Annotated in this window: 17 protein-coding genes and 1 tRNA gene; 4 read left to right on the top strand and 14 right to left on the bottom strand. The window is 61.3% G+C overall.

Features of this window, described 5'->3' with window-relative positions; all coding sequences use genetic code 11:
• The first annotated feature begins 13 nt into the window (after positions 1 to 13).
• The 4 genes from HJB91_RS25585 to HJB91_RS25570 all read left to right on the top strand — a co-directional run bounded on the left by HJB91_RS25585 (position 14) and on the right by HJB91_RS25570 (position 2680).
• Positions 14 to 90: transfer RNA gene (locus HJB91_RS25585), tRNA-Met, on the top strand.
• Between the two features lie 525 nt (positions 91 to 615).
• On the top strand, positions 616 to 1617 hold the full coding sequence (gene nuoH, locus HJB91_RS25580) for an NADH-quinone oxidoreductase subunit NuoH (protein WP_210629989.1): 1002 nt from the start codon (positions 616 to 618) through the stop codon (positions 1615 to 1617).
• 10 nt (positions 1618 to 1627) lie between these two features.
• Positions 1628 to 2194: an NADH-quinone oxidoreductase subunit I gene (locus HJB91_RS25575; RefSeq protein ID WP_210629990.1), complete on the top strand. Its 567-nt coding sequence runs from the start codon at positions 1628 to 1630 to the stop codon at positions 2192 to 2194.
• A 45-nt stretch (positions 2195 to 2239) separates the two neighbouring features.
• On the top strand, positions 2240 to 2680 hold the full coding sequence (locus HJB91_RS25570) for a CBS domain-containing protein (RefSeq protein ID WP_210629991.1): 441 nt from the start codon (positions 2240 to 2242) through the stop codon (positions 2678 to 2680).
• Between the two features lie 177 nt (positions 2681 to 2857).
• Here the strand turns inward: HJB91_RS25570 and nuoG are convergent, their stop codons facing one another.
• From nuoG to HJB91_RS25500, 14 genes are all read right to left on the bottom strand, one after another.
• Entirely contained in the window at positions 2858 to 5437 is a 2580-nt protein-coding gene (nuoG, locus tag HJB91_RS25565) for an NADH-quinone oxidoreductase subunit NuoG (RefSeq protein WP_210629992.1), read from the bottom strand.
• Between the two features lie 33 nt (positions 5438 to 5470).
• Positions 5471 to 6736, bottom strand: coding sequence for an NADH-quinone oxidoreductase subunit NuoF (gene nuoF / locus HJB91_RS25560; RefSeq protein ID WP_221156083.1), 1266 nt, complete (start codon positions 6734 to 6736; stop codon positions 5471 to 5473).
• A 4-nt stretch (positions 6737 to 6740) separates the two neighbouring features.
• On the bottom strand, positions 6741 to 7250 hold the full coding sequence (nuoE, locus tag HJB91_RS25555) for an NADH-quinone oxidoreductase subunit NuoE (protein ID WP_210629994.1): 510 nt from the start codon (positions 7248 to 7250) through the stop codon (positions 6741 to 6743).
• 16 nt (positions 7251 to 7266) lie between these two features.
• Positions 7267 to 8481: an NADH dehydrogenase (quinone) subunit D gene (nuoD, locus tag HJB91_RS25550; RefSeq protein ID WP_210629995.1), complete on the bottom strand. Its 1215-nt coding sequence runs from the start codon at positions 8479 to 8481 to the stop codon at positions 7267 to 7269.
• Between the two features lie 29 nt (positions 8482 to 8510).
• A complete protein-coding gene (locus HJB91_RS25545) occupies positions 8511 to 9047 on the bottom strand; it encodes an NADH-quinone oxidoreductase subunit C (protein ID WP_210629996.1) in 537 nt (178 codons plus the stop codon).
• The gene (locus HJB91_RS25540) at positions 9044 to 9547 is read right to left on the bottom strand and encodes an NADH-quinone oxidoreductase subunit B family protein (RefSeq protein WP_003582024.1); all 504 of its coding nucleotides are present in this window, start codon (positions 9545 to 9547) and stop codon (positions 9044 to 9046) included. The genes HJB91_RS25545 and HJB91_RS25540 overlap by 4 nt, the downstream gene beginning before the upstream one ends.
• Entirely contained in the window at positions 9535 to 9900 is a 366-nt protein-coding gene (locus HJB91_RS25535; RefSeq protein WP_210629997.1) for an NADH-quinone oxidoreductase subunit A, read from the bottom strand. Before HJB91_RS25535 ends, HJB91_RS25540 begins: the two co-directional genes overlap by 13 nt.
• Before the next feature lie 100 nt (positions 9901 to 10000).
• Positions 10001 to 11440: an NADH-quinone oxidoreductase subunit N gene (locus HJB91_RS25530; RefSeq protein WP_221144566.1), complete on the bottom strand. Its 1440-nt coding sequence runs from the start codon at positions 11438 to 11440 to the stop codon at positions 10001 to 10003.
• Entirely contained in the window at positions 11437 to 12912 is a 1476-nt protein-coding gene (locus HJB91_RS25525; protein WP_221156082.1) for an NADH-quinone oxidoreductase subunit M, read from the bottom strand. The genes HJB91_RS25530 and HJB91_RS25525 overlap by 4 nt, the downstream gene beginning before the upstream one ends.
• An 8-nt stretch (positions 12913 to 12920) precedes the next feature.
• Positions 12921 to 14696: a Na(+)/H(+) antiporter subunit D gene (locus HJB91_RS25520; RefSeq protein ID WP_221156081.1), complete on the bottom strand. Its 1776-nt coding sequence runs from the start codon at positions 14694 to 14696 to the stop codon at positions 12921 to 12923.
• Positions 14689 to 14943, bottom strand: coding sequence for a hypothetical protein (locus tag HJB91_RS25515; RefSeq protein WP_210630001.1), 255 nt, complete (start codon positions 14941 to 14943; stop codon positions 14689 to 14691). Before HJB91_RS25515 ends, HJB91_RS25520 begins: the two co-directional genes overlap by 8 nt.
• Complete coding sequence (locus tag HJB91_RS25510; protein WP_221156080.1) at positions 14940 to 16403, bottom strand: monovalent cation/H+ antiporter subunit D family protein; 1464 nt, start codon at positions 16401 to 16403, stop codon at positions 14940 to 14942. Before HJB91_RS25510 ends, HJB91_RS25515 begins: the two co-directional genes overlap by 4 nt.
• A gap of 5 nt (positions 16404 to 16408) precedes the next feature.
• Positions 16409 to 16711 (bottom strand): NADH-quinone oxidoreductase subunit NuoK, encoded by a 303-nt coding sequence (nuoK, locus tag HJB91_RS25505; RefSeq protein ID WP_210630003.1) that lies wholly within the window; start codon positions 16709 to 16711, stop codon positions 16409 to 16411.
• Positions 16711 to 17211 (bottom strand): NADH-quinone oxidoreductase subunit J, encoded by a 501-nt coding sequence (locus tag HJB91_RS25500; RefSeq protein ID WP_210630004.1) that lies wholly within the window; start codon positions 17209 to 17211, stop codon positions 16711 to 16713. Before HJB91_RS25500 ends, nuoK begins: the two co-directional genes overlap by 1 nt.
• Positions 17212 to 17272: the final 61 nt, after the last annotated feature.

Genomic DNA, 17272 nt, shown 5'->3' with positions numbered 1-17272 from the left:
CGGAATGAAATATCGCGGGGTGGAGCAGCCCGGTAGCTCGTCAGGCTCATAACCTGAAGGCCGCAGGTTCAAATCCTGCCCCCGCAACCAATCTTCCCAAAAAGCCCGCCTCGTGCGGGCTTTTTGTTTGGTAACAGCTCGAGAATTTGACGCCTCATCTGCGGCCCGCAAGAAGGAAAAGCCGACGCAGCCCGGACACAAAAACCCCAAATCTTGACCCCGCGACCAATTCAACTTGCAAATTTACCCATGCAAATCGCTTGGCAGAAGCACTCGACATAACCCTCGACGAGCTTTGCGTTTCTGCTGGGCGTTCAACTCCCCGGACGCCGACTGATCTGCCGCGGAACTTTCATTCGGCAGCCATGAGAGCCTCGGCGGTTTTTGATAAGCAAGATGGCGCGGTGTAACCGGCGGAAACGCGAAGCCTTCATCTTGCACAGCGAGCTACTCTTCTCAAAACGTCCTATGCAGAACGCATCACGCCCAGCGACGGCATTGTATGGGGTGCGTCGCCGTTGTACCATGTAGCCTGACAAGTGTGCGCAGTGCTCATTGTAGAGCGGAGCCAAAGCCCCGTCGCGCGCTTCAACCCGATGAATAAGTAGCCGGATCATGGAACTTATCGTCGCCCTTGGCCTGATCGTCTTGAAGGTCGCGTTCCTGATTGCGATCCTGCTGTTGCTACCCTTGCCGCTCACCTGGCTGGAACGCAAGGTTGCCGGGCACATGCAGCAGCGGATGGGGCCGATGCGCGTGGGATGGCACGGGCTGTTGCAGCCGGTGGCGGACGGAATCAAGCTCCTGACGAAAGAGGATCACATCCCGGCTGAGGCCGACCGGTTTCTGTTCAAACTGGCGCCAATCCTGGCACTCGCCCCACCCTTTGTGGTGTTCGTCGCGATCCCCTTCGGCGAAACTGTCTCGGTCCTCGGCCACGGGATCACGCTCTACGTCTCCAACATGAATGTGGCGCTCCTTTTCGTCTTCTCGGTGATCGGGATCGAGGTTTATGGCGTCATCTTCGGCGGTTGGGCCTCCAACAGCAAATACGCTGTCCTGGGCAGCCTCAGAACCTGCGCGCAGATGATCAGCTACGAAATCCCCATGGGGTTCGCGGTCATCGGCGTGGTCATGCTGGCGCAATCCATGAGCCTTCTCGAGATCGTGCGGGCGCAGGCCGATGTCTGGAACATCGTCTACCAACCGATCGGATTCTTCGTGTTCTTCGTCGCCGGATTGGCCGAAGCGCAGCGCATCCCCTTCGACTTGGCGGAAGCGGAAGGCGATCTGGGGGCCGGGTTCCATACCGAATACAGCGGTATCCGCTTTGCCTTCTTTATGGTCAGCGAATATGCCATCGTATTGCTTGTGTCGGTTTTGGTGGTGATCCTGTTCTTCGGCGGTTGGAACGGCGTTCTGGTTCCTTTGCCACCGCTCCTGTGGTTTGCTCTCAAGGTCGCGTTGTTCGTCTATGTGTTTATTTGGTTTCGCTTCACTTTCCCCCGCTACCGCTACGATCAGTTGATGGCGATCGGATGGAAAGTCTTGCTTCCTCTGTCGATGGCGAACATAATTGTAACTGGTGTACTTTTAGGGGCCGTAACGGGTCCATAGCGAGGCGGCGATGTCGCGCGCGCAGGACAGAGTTGGAACATGGATTGGCTGGACGTTTTTTGCCGATCTGGCGAGCGCCTTGGCTCTGACCTTCGGCTACATGTTCTCCAAATCCGTGACCATGCAGTATCCGGACAACGAAAAATGGTTGCCTTACTCGCGTTACCGAGGGCATCACTTTTTGAAGCGTGATGAAGAGGGCGAGATCAAGTGCGTGGCCTGCGAACTCTGCGCGCGGATCTGTCCCTGCGACTGCATCGAAGTCGTCCCGTACGAGGACGAGAAGGGCAATCGCCATCCGGCCAAATTTGAAATCGACACAGCACGCTGCCTGTTCTGCGGGTTGTGCGAGGACGCCTGCCCGGCGGATGCAATCGCGCTTGGGCAACAATACGAATTTTCCAGTTTTTCCTCCGCTGACCTGGTGATCGGGCGCGACGATCTGCTCGTCAAGCCGGGTAAGGCGGCAACCGGCGGCGGCGTGGTTGCCGCGCGCCTCAATACGAAGAAGGACGTAATTGTCGAGACCAACGAGACGCAGGGCTACAACTGGTGGCGGAATATCCGGCGAACATGAACGCGCGCCAGCCATCAAACCGAAGCGCTCAAACAGGAGGCTCAGATGTTTGTCGGTGAAATCATGAAGAACAAGGGTGTCGGTGTCATCGCAGTCGCCCCCGATCAGACGATGGTGGAGGTACTGAGGTTGTTTCGAGACAACAATATCGGCTTCGTCGTCGTGAGCCGCTCGAACAGCAAATACCTGGGTACACTGTCGGAGCGCGATTGCTGCAATGCGATGGCGGAATATGGGGCCGAGGCGGCGGCGATGCGGGTCGCGGACATCATGAACCGCAATGTGGCGATGTGTTCGACACAAGATTTGCTGCCCGTCGCGATGGGGATCATGACCCAGCGGCGCACGCGCCATGTGTTGGTCACGGATGGAGGCAACGTGGTCGGCGTGGTCAGCATCGGAGATGTGGTTAAGCACAGGCTCGACGAAGCGCAGCGTACAGAGCAGGAGCTGCAGGATTACATATGCGGGGCCAGGTATCACTGACGCCGCCAACTCGATGTGATGACGCTGGGGCGGGCAGCTTGCCGCGGAGCCTTGCGGTGCCCCGATCCTAGAGCAATTCCAGGAAAAGTGCGAAGTGGTTTTCCGTCCGGAATTGCGTAAAAACAAAAAGTTAGAGCGGTTCAGCGCTTCCGTGAAAACCTGAACCGCTTGAGATATTCAAACCCCACGCCAGATCCGGCCTGGGCGGTCGACGTCAGGAGTGGGATGCGCCTTCTGGACTTCCACCGCGCATGGATATTCGCCCCGCCGCAGCAGGCTGTTGAGACGCAAGGCTCCATAGTTTTCCGGAACGAAGACGAGGCCCTTGGGAAACCGCCTGTCGACCTTGAGCTGCGCCGACAGTTCGCCTTGGCCGGAACGCACGATTACCCGATCGCCATCCGAAAGGCCAAGCTCCGCAGTATCCTGCGCGCTCATCGCGACATAGGGATCGTTGGCGACCGTGTTCAGCGTGTCCGACCGTTCGGAAAGATATCCGTTGTGGAACAGGCAGTCGCCGGTGATCAGCATGAGCCGGTCGGCTGCTGTTGGAACGGACGGCGGCGCAAGGAACACGCCAGCCGATAATGTCGGTACCGCCCTGGTGAATGCGCCGTCGGCGCCAAGTCCGTCCTGCGTCAACCCCTGATAGGCCGGAACCAGCCGGGCAATCTCGTCGAAAATTTCGCCTCGCGTCGATGGCCGCAGCGCCTGGTTGCGTAGCGCGGCGACGAAGTCGATAATCGCCAGATTGCCTCGCGCCTCGAAAACGGGCTCACGGAACTTGCGAACATTCTGGATCCGGCCTTCGTTGTTGGTGAACGTTCCAGATTCCTCGCCATAGCCCGCCGCGGGCAAGACGACCTCGGCCATGCCCGCCGTCTCCGTGAGGAACGCGTCCTGCACGATCAGGAGATCAGCCGCGCCAAGCGCCCGCGTCACAAAATCCCGGTCGGGATAGGCGACCAGGGGGTCGGTTCCGACGATGTAGAGCGCGCCCATCCGGCCACCGACGCAGAGCTCCAGCATGGCGTCGAGATTCGCGCCGGGTCCGGACGGGATTTGGGCGTCCCAGTTTCGGGCAAGAGCTGCGCGCGCCGCGTCATCGGCGACCGCCCGCAGCCCCGGCAGAGCCGCCGGCAGGACCCCCATGTCCCAGGCACCCATCTGGTTGGCACGGTCGAAGAGAAACTGCATCGCCGGGCCCTTGCCTAGCAGGCGCAGGCCCTGCAGGAGGTTGTTGAGCTGCAGCAGCGTCGCGCGCGCTTCGGGTGATCTCAGGAGGTCGACGCTGACAAGCACGGTGACGCTACGGGCTTCCTTGAGCGCGGTGGCGAGACGATCCGGCCCGTCGCCGCCGGTGCCCGCTGCCGGCCAGCCGATCGTCGCACCGATGTCCGCAATTGAGTCGCCCGGCAAGGTCTGACCGGCCGCCGCCATGAGCGCGGTTACCACCGCCGCAAGGCTTGCCTCTTCTCCGCCCGGCGGCACGCGAACCACCACCCTGGCATCGGCGTCCAGACGCGAGGGCCGCGCCGAAAGCATCAGCAATCCGGCCTGCCGTCGCCGCACGGCGTCTCGCAGCAGGTATTCGGTGACGGGATTCTCCTCGGTCACGTTGCCGCCGACGACGAGCACGCAGTCGTTGCCGATTACGTCGTCCAGCGGTGCGCGGCTGTAGAAAGTTCCCAATAGCGGGCCGAGCGTATCGAAGGGCGCGGCCCAGCGTGACGAACAATCAATGTTGTTGGTCCGGAATACTGTTCGCATCAGCTTCTGGAACTGATAAAGCACCTCGTTGGGCAGGCGAGGCGAGGCCAGCCCGCCGGCATTCTTGGCTTCGACAGCCAGCAGTCGCCGGCGCAGATAGTCCCCCGCTTCGTCCCAGGAAACCGGAACCAGGGCGCCATCCTGACGGATCATTGGCTGCTTGATCCGGTCCCGGCTTGCAACGAAATCGAGGCCGAAGCGTCCTCGCACGCAGAGAGTTTCGTGGTTGACACCTTCGTCCCACTTCGAGCGCACCCGCATGAACTCGCCCTTGCGCGTGCCCACTGTCAGCTGGCAACCGGTGCCACAATGCGGGCAGATCGTGTCGGTCTCTACGAGATCCCAGGGGCGCGCCTTATAGCGGTAGGGGAAGCTCATCAGCGCGCCGACCGGGCAGACCTCGACGCAATTGCCGCACTGGTCGCAACTCGCCAGACTGCCCTCGAAGCCGGTGACGGCGGTATCCATGCCTTTCTCGACGGTGCCCAGCGCCACCGCGCCGACGACCTCCTCGCACATCCGGACGCAGCGCTGGCACTGGATGCAGCGGTTGACATTCATGATGATAACCGGGCTCAGGCGAATGTCCTCGGAGTGGAACACACGTTTGTCATCGCGGAACTGGCTTTCGCGGGGCCCATAGGCCATTACCATGTTCTGAAGCTCGCATTCTCCGCCCTTGTCGCAGATGGGGCAGTCGAGGGGGTGGTTGGCGAGCAGCATGTCGAGCATGGAAGAGCGCGTTTCCTCGATCAGAGGCGTATTCGTCCGCACGACCATGCCATCGGTGACCGCAGTAGCGCAGGACGGCTGCAGCCGCCGCAGGCCCTCGATCTCCACCAGACACATGCGGCAAGAGGCCAGCGGCGGCAGACGCTTCAGATAGCAAAAGGTCGGGATATCGATGCCCAAACGCCGGGCGGCCTGCAACACTGTCGAGCCAGCCTCAACCTCCAGCGTTTGTCCATCGATCGTGACTTTAAGCATGGTTTCCTCACAACCCTTATCCAGCACACTCCTTCAGTGAAACGGGCACCTCCGCTCCTCGACATGGGCGACGAATTCATCTCGGAAATGCGCGAGTGCTGCCCGCAATCCCATCGCTGCACCGTCACCCAAGGCACAAAACGTATTGCCGAAAATGCCCTTGCAGAGCATCTCCAGCTGCTCCAGATCGCCGGGCGCTCCATCCCCGCCTTCAACCCGGCGCAGGACCTTCACAACCCAGTTCAATCCTTCCCGACAGGGCGTGCACTTGCCGCAGGACTCATGGTGGAAGAACTCGACGATCCTGGTGGCGACCTTGACCATGCAGGTGCTATCGTCGATCACGATAACGCCAGCCGAACCGAGCATCGAGCCGGCGGCAGCCAGCGAGTCAAAATCCATTCTCACCTCCAGCCCGTGCTCAGGGATGACCGGCGCGGAGACCCCGCCCGGGATCACTGCCTTGATCTTGCGTCCTGGCAAGGCCCCGCCGGCATGTTCCTCGACCAGCTCGCGCAGCGGTATGCCCATCGGCAACTCGTAGAGGCCGGGTTTGCGCACCTGCCCACTGAGGCAGTAGAGCTTCGGGCCGGGGCTCTTGTCCGGGCCGATGCCGCGGAACCAGTCCGCGCCCCGCATCACGATATGCGGCACGCAGGCCAGCGTCTCGACATTGTTGATCACAGTCGGGCTGGCGTAGAGCCCGGCCACGGCCGGAAACGGCGGCTTCAATCGCGGCTGCGCCCGCTTGCCCTCAAGCGACTCGAGCATCGCAGTCTCCTCGCCGCAGATATAGGCGCCGGCGCCGCAGTGGATGTGGACGGCGAAATTGAAATCCGAGCCCAGAATGCGCTTTCCGAGATAGCCCTTTGCGTGGGCCTCGGCGATCGCCTGCTCGAGACGACGGATCGCCGCCACATATTCTCCGCGAATGTAGACATAGGCGGTTTCGGCCCCAATCGCGTAGGCACTTACCGCCAACCCCTCAATCAGTTGATGTGGGTCACGCTCCATGATGATCCGGTCCTTGAACGTGCCCGGTTCGCCTTCATCGGCGTTGCAGCACAGATATGTCGGCTTGCCGGTGCGCTTCGGAACGAAACCCCATTTCATGCCCGTCGGGAATCCGGCACCGCCGCGACCGCGCAGGTTGGACCGTTTGACAAGGTCGATAATCTCGTCAGGCGTGTACTCGCGCAGCGCCTTCGCCAGCGCCTGATAGCCGCCTCCAGCCTCGTAGGTCGACACCAAATGACCATCCGCCACATCGACATTTTTGAGAAGAACCGGCTCGAACATGGCGCTACTCTCCCGGCAGCCGCGCAGAGGCGTGCTCGACGCTCGCGGCTCCCGCTATCGCCCGCAGGTTGTCCAGCAGTGCGTTTATCCGCATCACATCAAGGTGGGCGTGGTAATCGTCGCCGACTTGCATCACCGGAGCCATCTCGCAGGCGCCGAGGCATTCGACAGTCGAGAGCGTGAACAGCCCGTCCGGGGTGGTGCCGCCTTTCCTGATCCCCAGCACTGTTTCCAGATGGTCTAGCAGGTCCTGCGATCCGCACAGCATGCAGGAAACATTGTTACAGAGCTGCAGGTGGAACATCCCCACCGGTTCGGTATGGAAGAGGGTGTAGAAGGTCGCCAACTCGTAGACCCAGATCCGCTCGACTCCGAGAATGTCGGCGATCTCTTCCAACACTGGCCCAGGCAGATGGCCATGTACTTCCTGCGCGATCAGGAGCGCGGGCATGATCGCAGAGCGCTGGTCGGGATACCGCGCCGCCGCCTCTTCGATCTTTTCGCGCATGGTCATCGCATTCAAATCCTTGCTACTTGTCCACCTCCGCCATCACGGGATCAAGGCTGCCGAGCACGGCGATCATGTCCGCCAGATAGCGGGCGTTCGTGACCCCGAAGAGGGCCTGAAGATTGACGAACGAGGGGGCCCGCACCTTCATGCGGAACGGTTTTGGAGACCCGTCGCTGATGATGTAAAAGCCAAGCTCGCCCTTTGGCGCCTCGATTGCCGAATAGACCTCGCCCCTCGGCACCTTGAAGCCGTAAGCCGACAGGTCGAAATGCTGGATCAGCGCCTCCATCGAGCAGTGCACCCGATCCTTGTCCAGCGGGAAGGCGATTGTCGGTATGTCGATCTGGAACGGCCCCTCAGGCATCTGGTTGATGCATTGTTCGATGATCCCTATGCTCTCGCGCATCTCATCGACGCGGCATCGCCAGCGTGCATAGCAATCGCCCTCGTCACGGGTGATGACGTTGAAATCGAGCCGGTCGTAGATCTCGTAGGGCTCGTCGCGCCGGATGTCCCAGTCGACACCGGAAGCTCGCAGGTTCGGGCCGCTGAGGCCGAGATCGACAGCATCCTCTGCGGAGATCACGCCGATCCCCTTCGTGCGATTGAGAAACACCCGGTTATCTTCGAGCAGTCGCTCATAGTCGCGGATACGGTTCGGAAAGATGTCGCAAAACTCCCGGATCCTGGGGAAGAACCCATCAGGCAGATCCTCGCGCACCCCGCCAACCCGGCAGAAGGACGTGTGCATGCGCGCACCGGTGATCATTTCCAGGAGGTCCATGATCATTTCACGCTCGCGCATGACGTAAAGCAGCGCGGTCATGGCGCCGAGATCCATCGGCAGCGCGCCGGTGATCAGGAGGTGACCGGAGATCCGTGCTAGCTCGGCCATCATCACGCGGATATATTGCGCTCGGATTGGGGCTTCTATGCCGAGGAGTTTCTCGACCGCCAGCGCGAAGGCGAGGTTGTTCGAGGGCGGACAGAGATAGTCGAGCCGATCCGTCAGCGGGAAAATCTGGGTATAGGTGAAGCTCTCCGCCAGTTTTTCAGTGCCACGATGGAGATAGCCGATATGCGGATCGACGCGCTCGACGAACTCGCCGTCCAGTTCGAGGACGAGCCGAAGAACCCCATGGGTGCTGGGGTGCTGCGGACCGAGGTTGAGAAGCACTTCTCTGGTATTGAGCGCTTCACCCTCAGGCCTGCTGAGCTCGGTGACTTCAGTCATCTCAACGTTCCGGCGTAGAACGGCCTCCCTTACGGAATGTCCCTGGTGGCAAGGTCGGGCTGTGTTGGCGGCGGACCCTCGGCACCGAAGGGGTTCAACTTGTCCTTATAGCCCCTGAGGGGGAAATCCTTGCGTTGCGGAAAGCCCTCGAAGCCTTCCCACATGTAGATCCGGCGCAGATCGGGATGTCCCTCGAACCGGATACCATACATGTCCCAGGCCTCACGCTCATGCCAGTTGGCGGTACGCCAGACGCCCGTGACCGAAGGCACTTCAGGAGGATCGCCAAGTCGGCACTTGATGCGGACCCGCCACCTGTTGGGCAGCGAGTAAAGATGGTAGACCGCCTCGAACCGCGGCATTTCGGGATAATGATCGACGCCGCAAATGTCCGAGAGGAAATTGAACTGCAGCGCCGGATGCTCTTTCAGGAGCCGGCAGAACTCAACGATCCTCTCGGGCGCAACGGCAAAGGCTTCGATACCGTGCGCAGTGCCGAGGTCCTCGATTGTTTCTCCGAAGCGCTCCAGGATCGGAGCGCGATTGAGGGACGGCTCCGCATTCATGACGCTATAACCCGATCCAGAGGTGTGCCGGCGAGCGCCCGGGACCTCTTGATCTTTTCTTGAAGCAGAAGGAAGCCGTGCATCAGCGCCTCGGGCCGGGGCGGACAGCCAGGCACATGCACATCGACGGGCACGAAGGTTTCCGACCCCTGCACCACGGCATAGGTGTTGTAGACCCCGCCCGAAATAGCGCAGGTGCCCATGGCGATCACCCAGCGCGGTTCCGGCATCTGGTCGTAGAGTCGCCGCACGACGGGCGCGAATTTCCGGGTCACGGTGCCGGCGATGATCATGACGTCGGATTGTCTCGGCGAAGGGCGGAACACCACGCCGAACCGGTCGAGATCGTAGCGGGCACAACCGGCCGAGATCATCTCGATGGCGCAGCAGGCAATGCCGAAGGTCTCCGGCCACAGCGCCGATCTCCGGCTCCAACTGATGATGCTGTCGGCCGTGGTGAACAGCACGCTGTCGCGGATCGCGTTGTTTACGCCTCCCATTCCAGCGCTCCTTTCAGCCAGGCGTAGGCGAAGCCCACGAGAAGCAGCAATATGAAGACGATCATCTCGATATAGCCGACCAGCCCGATCTCTTTCAGGACGACGGCCCAGGGAAAGAGGAACATCGCTTCGACATCGAAAACGACCAGCAGGATCGCGAGGATAAAGAACGGCACCCTGAAGCGGCCCGCCGCCGCCTCGCCCGCTGCGTCCATGCCGCATTCATAAGGCATGTTCTTGGCGGGATAGGGATTGGATGGGCGCAGCAGCGAGGAAACCAACAACGTCACCCCCGCCACCAGAACGACTCCGGCGATCATGAAAAGAACCGGCAAGAATTCCATTGCAGTCATATCACTGCACCGGTTGCCCACCGACCTCATCCCGACTTGGGCAATCCTTCCTTCTCTTTCAAGTCTATTCCGTCGGTGTGATCATTGCAAATCCAATCGCTCACCCGCCAAAGACCGAGTCTTGGGCAAGCTTCAGAAACCACGACGGAAATAGGCCGATGCCGATGGTGCCGGCAGCGGTGACGGCGAGTGTCGCGCCCACCAGAGGCGTCAGCGCCGGGGCGAACGCCCTCTTCGGCTCGTGCATATAGATCACCATGACGATGCGGATGTAGAAATAGGCGGCGACCGCGCTGAACAGCACTGCGATGACCGCCAGCATGACGAAACCATGCTCGACGAGGGCGACCAGCACGTAAAACTTGGCGAAGAACCCGGCGGTCGGCGGAATGCCGGCCAATGAGAAGAGATAGAGCAGCATCAGAAGCGCCAGCCCCGGATGTGACTTGGCGAAACCCGCATAGTCTTCGATGACCTCGCCCGAGAAATCGCCGTTCCGCATCATGATGACGGCGCCGAAAATGCCGAGATTCATGAAGGCGTAGATCAGCAGATAGAGCATCACGCTGGCGATCCCATCGGCGCCGCCAGCGGCCACGCCGAAAATGGCGAAGCCGGCATGGGCGATACTGGAATAGGCCAGGAGACGCTTGAAATTATCCTGCACCAGCGCCACGAAGCTGCCAAGCGCCATCGTCACCACCGCGATGACGGCAACGATGATCCAGACGTCCGAGGCTGCGACCAGAGGGTTGAGGAACACCCGCAGAATCACCGCGAACCCCGCCGCCTTGGGGCCTACCGACATGAAGGCGGTGATCGTTGTCGGCGCGCCTTCATAGACGTCCGGCAGCCACATGTGGAAGGGAACCGCGCCGACCTTGAAGACCAGCCCGGCGACGATGAAGACCACCGCCAGCAACAATCCTGGATCGAGCGGATCGCCAGTCACGGCTGCAGCCATCCCGTCCAGTTGCGTTGTGCCGGTGAGCCCGTAGACCAGCGAAACGCCGTAAAGGAAAATCCCGGTCGAGACCGCGCCGAGGATGACATATTTCAGCGCTGCTTCGTTCGACCGCCGCTCACGCCGCAGGAAGCCGGTCAGCACATAGGTGCAAATCACCATCAGTTCGAGGCCTGCATAGATCGACAGGAGATCGGTCGCCGAGGCCATGATCATCATGCCCGAAAGCGCAAAGAGCAGCAGGACATAGTATTCGCTGCTCCCGATCCCTTCGATATCGGCATATCTTCGCGAAAGGAGGAATGTCAGAACGGTGGCTAGGTAGAAAACGAACTTGAAGAAGACCGCGAAGCGGTCGGCGACGAACATGCCCGTGTAGGCCGGCCGTACCTCGCTCGCCAGCATGAGCGTCGCCAAGGCGGCAATCAATATGATCGCGACCGACGCCCAGACAAGGAAATCTTCCTGTCCCCTTCGCACAAACTGTCCCAGGATCAGCAGGATGCAGGCGCCGGTGATCACCACGATCTCGGGCAGGCTCGCTAGGGCCGACTGGAAAAGCGCGGCGGCGGTCATTGGCCGCTCCCCCTACTGTGCACATGTGTCACCAGATGCTTCACCGAGGCATCGATGACGTTGAGAAAGGGTTTCGGATAGAGCCCGACCCAGAGCACGAAGACGGCCAGCGGCAGGATCGCAGCCATCTCACGGGCGTTCACGTCGCGTATCGTTAACCTGGCGCTTGCGCTGACCGGGCCCAGCGCGACCTTCCCATACATGCCGAGCAGATAGGCAGCCCCCAGCAATGCGCCCAGAACGGCGGCCGAGCCAAAGACCAGGTTGGCCGCAAATCCCCCTGACAGCACCAGCAATTCGCCCACGAACGAATTCGTTCCCGGCAACGCCATCGACGACAGGGTAAACAGTGCCAGAAACGTGGTGTAGACCGGCGCCACCTTCATCAACCCGCCATAGTCGGCGATGCTGCGGGTATGGGTCCGCTCGTAAATCAGCCCGACGAACAGGAAGAGGGCGCCTGTCGTCACGCCATGATTGAACATCTGCAGGATGCCGCCCTCGAGCCCGCGGAGGTTCAGCGCAAAAATCCCCAGTGTTACGAAGCCCATGTGGCTGATGCTGGAATAGGCCACCAGCTTCTTCAGATCGTCCTGCGCCAGCGCGAGCAACCCGCCATAGACGATCGCAAGCACCGAAAGCGCGAGCATCAGCGTCGAATAATACATCGATGCCTCCGGCAGCATCGGCAGCGAGAACCGCAGGAATCCGTAGGCGCCCATCTTCAGGAGCACGCCGGCGAGGATAATGCTGCCCGCCGTCGGCGCCTGCACATGGGCGTCCGGCAGCCAGGTATGGAGCGGCACCATCGGCACCTTGACCGCAAAAGCGATCAGGAAGGCGAAGAACAGCCAGGACTGGATCCGGAACGGCAAGTCCTGCTCTGTCAAGGCGAGGATATCGAAGGTCCTGCCACCGTAGAAATAGAGCACGATGACACCGATCAGGAACAGGAGGCTGCCCGCCAGCGTGTAGAGGAAAAACTTGATCGCCGCATAGACCCGACCCTCGCCGCCCCACACGCCGATGATGAGGTACATCGGGATCAGCATCGCCTCCCAAAAGACGTAGAAAAGGAACAGATCGAGCGCACAGAAGACGCCGAGCATCAGCGCTTGCATGAAGAGCAGGCAGATCATGAATTCCTTCACCTTGCTGTCGATCGCGACCCAGGAGGCGAGCACGCAGATCGACCCCAACAGTGCGGTCAGGAACACGAAGAGCGCGCTGATTCCGTCGATGCCAAGGGCATAATTGATCCCGAGCGCGGGTACCCACGGGTGCGTCTCGGTGAACTGCATGGCATGGGTCGTGGTGTCGAAGCTGACCAGCATGGCGATGCAGAGCGCAAGGTCGAGGACGGTGAAAGAGAGCGCAGTCCACCGCACCGCATCGGCACCGCGCAGGAACATCAGAATCGCGGCCCCGACAACGGGTGTGAATATGATGAGGCTGAGCAGCGGGAAGCCCATGGCACCCCCTATCGCCACGCCACGACGAAGACGGCGGTGGCTGCGATAAGACCGACGATCATCGCTAGCACGTAATGGGTCACGACACCCGTCTGGAGCCGCCTGAGCCGCCCGCCGCCGTTCAGGATCGAATGCGCAATGCCATTCACGACGGCATCCACGCCGGCAAGATCGAGCCGGAGTCCTGCCCGCGCCGCGCCGCGCAGCAAGGGCAGCGCCGCGGTCTCGGAGACATTGCTCACCGCCTGCTCATAGCGCGCCAGCGGTCTTTCGGCGAGCCACATGAAGGCCCGCGCACCCTTGCGGTAAAACCAGTCAGTGTCGAGGCTGATCGTGTTCTCGGGATCGAGCGCCCAGAGGAACAGCACGAACCCCAGGGCGGTGAACATCAGCAGCCCGAGGCTCTCCATCACATGCGAACCCGTATAGGGTTCGAAATCAACCGGATAGGGCAGAAGCGCATAAAGCGGCTGGGGGAACACCCCGATCGCAATGCAGAGCACCGCCGCCATGCCCATGGCAATCAGCATGTTGCGCGGCGGCTCCCGCGCCTCCAGTTTTCGGTCCGTCCCGAAGAACATGTAATAGGGAAGCTTGAGGCCAGTGTGCAGGAACGTCCCGGACGATGCCATGGTCAGCGCCAGCACCACCAGTGCGCGGTGATCCGCTCCTGCAGCCGCTATCACCATCGATTTGGTGACGAACCCCGAGAAGAACGGGAAGGCCGAGATCGCGAAGGCGCCGACCATGTAAAGCGCCACGGTCAGCGGCATGGTTTTGTAAAGCCCGCCAAGCTCGGTGAGCTTGCGTCGGCCGGTAACGTAGATGACGGCGCCGGCACCCATGAACAGCAGCGCCTTGTAGAGGATATGCGCGAAGGCGTGGCTGGTGGCTCCGTTCACCGCCATCTCGGTCCCGATGCCGATACCCGCGATCATGTAGCCCACCTGGCTGACGATGTGATAGGCGAGAAGCCGCCGGCAATCGTTCTCCAGCACGGCGTAGATGACGCCGTAGAGCGCCATGATGGTGCCGAGCCAGACAAGAAGCTCGGTCCCCGGAAACGCCCGCGCCAGCACATAGACGGCGGTCTTGGTGGTAAACGCGCTCATGAACACCGCCCCGGTGACGGTCGCCTCCGGATAGGCATCGGTCAGCCAGGCATTGAGCGGCGGCACGGCCGCGTTGAGGATGAAGCCGGCGAGGATCAGGTAGTCGCCGACCTCCATTCCTCCGTTGGTGAGGGCCCCCGCGATCGGGCCGAAAAGCAGTGAACCGGTGGCGAGCCCGTGGGAAATGATGCCGCCGAGCAGGACGACGCCGCCGGTGATATGGACCATGAGGTAACGGAACCCGGCCCGGATCGCCGGCCCACCACGCTGCGCGAAGACCAGATAGGCGGAGGCGAATGCCATGCCCTCCCAGAACAGGTAGAGGGTCAGGTAGTCACCGGCAAACACCACGCCAAGTGCGCTGCCGACATAGACGAATGCCGCCACGTGCTGGCCGGCATCCGTCAGGTGCAGCGCGTAGACCATGCCGATCAGCGCCATGATGGTGAAAACGGTGGCAAAGACGATGCTGAGCTTGTCCACTTTCGCGATCAGGATCTCCTGCCCGATGAACCGCGCTTCGCCATAGCTGCCCGGCTCCATCGCAAGCACGGCAAGGATCGCCAGCGCAGGGATCAGAAGCAGATAGGCCTTGCGGACCCACCCGCCGAGGAAAGGGATCGGCAGGGCGCCAAGAATAAAGAGCAGAGCCGGATGGATGAAGTCAGTCATAATAGTCCTCGCGCCGCATCAGCCCGACCCGATGGCCGAGAAACTTGGAAACGAAGATAAGCAGGACACAGGAGACGAATCCGTAGACGGCGGACCAGCCCGGCAGACTGTCCCACAGATATTCGGCGTGCTCGCGGAAGACCAGAAAGTCGGCGACGACGATCAGGACGAGCACGAGGTAGAACAGTCGGCGCCGCCGCCTCGCATATTGCTCGGCACCAAAGAAGTCGACGACACGCTTGATCATCGGATCACTCCGTCTGCCAGGGTAAGAAAATAGCTCGGGAAAATGCCCATCAGCACCGACAGGATCGCCGTTGCGACCAGCGGAATCGTCACCAGTGGAATTTCACGGACCGTCGTGCGGCTCTCCTGCGTCTCCGCCTGGAAGAAGGCGGCATAGCTGACCGGCAGGAAATAGGCGGCGTTCAGGATTGAGCTCACCAGGAGCACGACCAGGAACGCGGTCTCTCCCGCCGCCACGGCCCCCTTCGCCAGATACCACTTGCTGACGAAGCCCGCGGTCGGCGGTATCCCGATCATGCTGAGCGAGGCGACGAAAAATGCCCCCATCGTCCAGGGCAGCCTGCGGCCGATACCGGCCATGTCGCTGATGTTGCGCTTGCCCGACGCGCAATAGATCGACCCGGCGCAGAAAAAGAGCGTGATCTTGGAGAATGCGTGCGCCGCGATGTGGATGATCCCGCCGACCATCGCGAGCGGCGACAACAGAACCGCGCCCAGGACGATGTAGGAGAGCTGGCTGACCGTCGAATAGGCGAGCCTGGCCTTCAGGTCGTCCCGCGTCAGGGCGTAAACCGACGCCATCAGGATCGTGAACGAAGCCAGATAGGCCGTGGCGATGCCGAGACCCAGCCCACCCACTAGTCCGGTGCCGAAGACATGGAACACCACCCGCAGAACGCAGAACACGCCCATCTTGACCACTGCCACTGCATGCAAAAGCGCGCTGACCGGTGTCGGCGCGACCATCGCGGCGGGCAGCCAGGCGTGCATCGGCATCACGGCGGCCTTGGCGAAGCCGAAAAGATAGCAGAAATAGACGACCGTCAGCAGCGCCGCCGAGGCATCGCTCCCCGCCAGCAGTCCCCCCGCGACAAAGTCGAGCGACCCCGCAATATGGTAAGTCAGCGCCAGTGCGGCGAGCAGCGCGCTTTTCGAGGCGCCCATCAGATAAACGAGGTACTTGCGGCCACCCCTCCATCCCTCCTCGTCCTCGTGGTGGTAGACGAGCGGATAGGTGACGAGGCTGAGCACCTCGTAGAAGATCACCAGCGTAAACAGATTGGCGGCGAAGGCGCCCCCGGCGGCGGCCGCAAGACTGCTGGCGAAGCAGGCGAAGAACCGGGTCTGCGCATGCTCGTTCAAATGCCGCATGTAGCCAATGGAATAGATCGCCGCCACGATCCATAGCAGCGACGAGACGGTGGCAAACACCATTCCGAGCGCATCGACCCGGAAAGCAAAGTCGATCCCCGGCAGAGTCTCGAACAGGCGCAATTCGACCGTCCCGCCCGCCAGCACCGTGGGCGCCATCGACAAGACAATCGCGAACATGGCGATCGCGGCCAATGGCGAGACCAGATTGCGAAGTCTCTCGCGGTTATTCAAAAGGAGAACTGCAAGGGCGGCCAGACCGGCGACGGCGATGGCAAGCAACGGCCGGATCGATACAACCGGGTCCAAAGCCGCTATCCTTTCATCACCGTCACGTCGTCGATCTTGAGGGTGGATTTGTTCCTCACGAGGGCAACCAGGATACCGAGGGCGACGGCAACTTCCGCCGCGGTGATTGCGATGACGAAGATCGCGAAGATCTGCCCGCGGAAATCGGCGTGGTAACGCCCGAAAGCGGTGAAATTGATGTTGACCGAGTTGAGCAGCAGCTCCAGCGACATCAGTACGACAAGAATATTGCGCCTGAGCAGCACGCCCGCCGCTCCGATCACGAACAGGACCACTCCGAGCACAATATACCACCAGAGCGGAACCATCACCCCTGCTCCTTCCGCGCCAGCATGATGGCGCCGACCAAGGCCGCCAGCAGGATTACGGAGGCGGTTTCAAACGGCAGGAGATAGTCGGCGAAAAGTGCTGTGCCAAGCTGCCTGACCTCATCGCCGCCGCCCATCGCGACGGGCTCCACGACCGAAAAGCGGTCGCTCCAGAGCACCAGCACGAGCATCTCGACCCCGAGCAGGACGAGCAGTATCAGAGCCGGGAGGTTGCCGCCCGGCAAGAACCGCTGCAACACCGCTTCGCGCACATCGATCATCATGATCACGAACAGGAACAGGACCATGATCGCGCCGATATAGACGAAGATCTGGATGACCGCGAGCAACGGCGCCTCGAGCAAGACGAAGATTGCCGAGATCTGCAGAAAACACGCCATCAGCGCCAATGCGCTGTGAACCGGATTGCGCGCCAGGACCACCGTCAGGGCCGTGATCACGGATACCGCAGCGAACAGAAGAAAGAACCCCTGATCCATCGACGCCGACCCTCCGACGCGAACTGCCACTCGGCGCGAGACGGCCGGGTTCGAGACTGCG

Origin of the sequence: Rhizobium sp. NLR10b, assembly GCF_019685435.1 — a bacterium.
Lineage (GTDB): Bacteria > Pseudomonadota > Alphaproteobacteria > Rhizobiales > Rhizobiaceae > Rhizobium.
This window is presented reverse-complemented; position numbering and strand designations above follow the sequence as displayed.

Excerpts from the sequence above, each read along its gene's own strand:
- nuoH (WP_210629989.1), top strand. The coding sequence starts at position 616 with ATGGAACTTATCGTCGCCCTTGGCCTGATCGTCTTGAAGGTCGCGTTC.
- HJB91_RS25575 (WP_210629990.1), top strand. The coding sequence starts at position 1,628 with ATGTCGCGCGCGCAGGACAGAGTTGGAACATGGATTGGCTGGACGTTT.
- HJB91_RS25570 (WP_210629991.1), top strand. The coding sequence starts at position 2,240 with ATGTTTGTCGGTGAAATCATGAAGAACAAGGGTGTCGGTGTCATCGCA.
- nuoG (WP_210629992.1), bottom strand. The coding sequence starts at position 5,437 with ATGCTTAAAGTCACGATCGATGGACAAACGCTGGAGGTTGAGGCTGGC.
- nuoF (WP_221156083.1), bottom strand. The coding sequence starts at position 6,736 with ATGTTCGAGCCGGTTCTTCTCAAAAATGTCGATGTGGCGGATGGTCAT.
- nuoE (WP_210629994.1), bottom strand. The coding sequence starts at position 7,250 with ATGACCATGCGCGAAAAGATCGAAGAGGCGGCGGCGCGGTATCCCGAC.
- nuoD (WP_210629995.1), bottom strand. The coding sequence starts at position 8,481 with ATGACTGAAGTCACCGAGCTCAGCAGGCCTGAGGGTGAAGCGCTCAAT.
- HJB91_RS25545 (WP_210629996.1), bottom strand. The coding sequence starts at position 9,047 with ATGAATGCGGAGCCGTCCCTCAATCGCGCTCCGATCCTGGAGCGCTTC.
- HJB91_RS25540 (WP_003582024.1), bottom strand. The coding sequence starts at position 9,547 with ATGGGAGGCGTAAACAACGCGATCCGCGACAGCGTGCTGTTCACCACG.
- HJB91_RS25535 (WP_210629997.1), bottom strand. The coding sequence starts at position 9,900 with ATGACTGCAATGGAATTCTTGCCGGTTCTTTTCATGATCGCCGGAGTC.
- HJB91_RS25530 (WP_221144566.1), bottom strand. The coding sequence starts at position 11,440 with ATGACCGCCGCCGCGCTTTTCCAGTCGGCCCTAGCGAGCCTGCCCGAG.
- HJB91_RS25525 (WP_221156082.1), bottom strand. The coding sequence starts at position 12,912 with ATGGGCTTCCCGCTGCTCAGCCTCATCATATTCACACCCGTTGTCGGG.
- HJB91_RS25520 (WP_221156081.1), bottom strand. The coding sequence starts at position 14,696 with ATGACTGACTTCATCCATCCGGCTCTGCTCTTTATTCTTGGCGCCCTG.
- HJB91_RS25515 (WP_210630001.1), bottom strand. The coding sequence starts at position 14,943 with ATGATCAAGCGTGTCGTCGACTTCTTTGGTGCCGAGCAATATGCGAGG.
- nuoK (WP_210630003.1), bottom strand. The coding sequence starts at position 16,711 with ATGGTTCCGCTCTGGTGGTATATTGTGCTCGGAGTGGTCCTGTTCGTG.
- HJB91_RS25500 (WP_210630004.1), bottom strand. The coding sequence starts at position 17,211 with ATGGATCAGGGGTTCTTTCTTCTGTTCGCTGCGGTATCCGTGATCACG.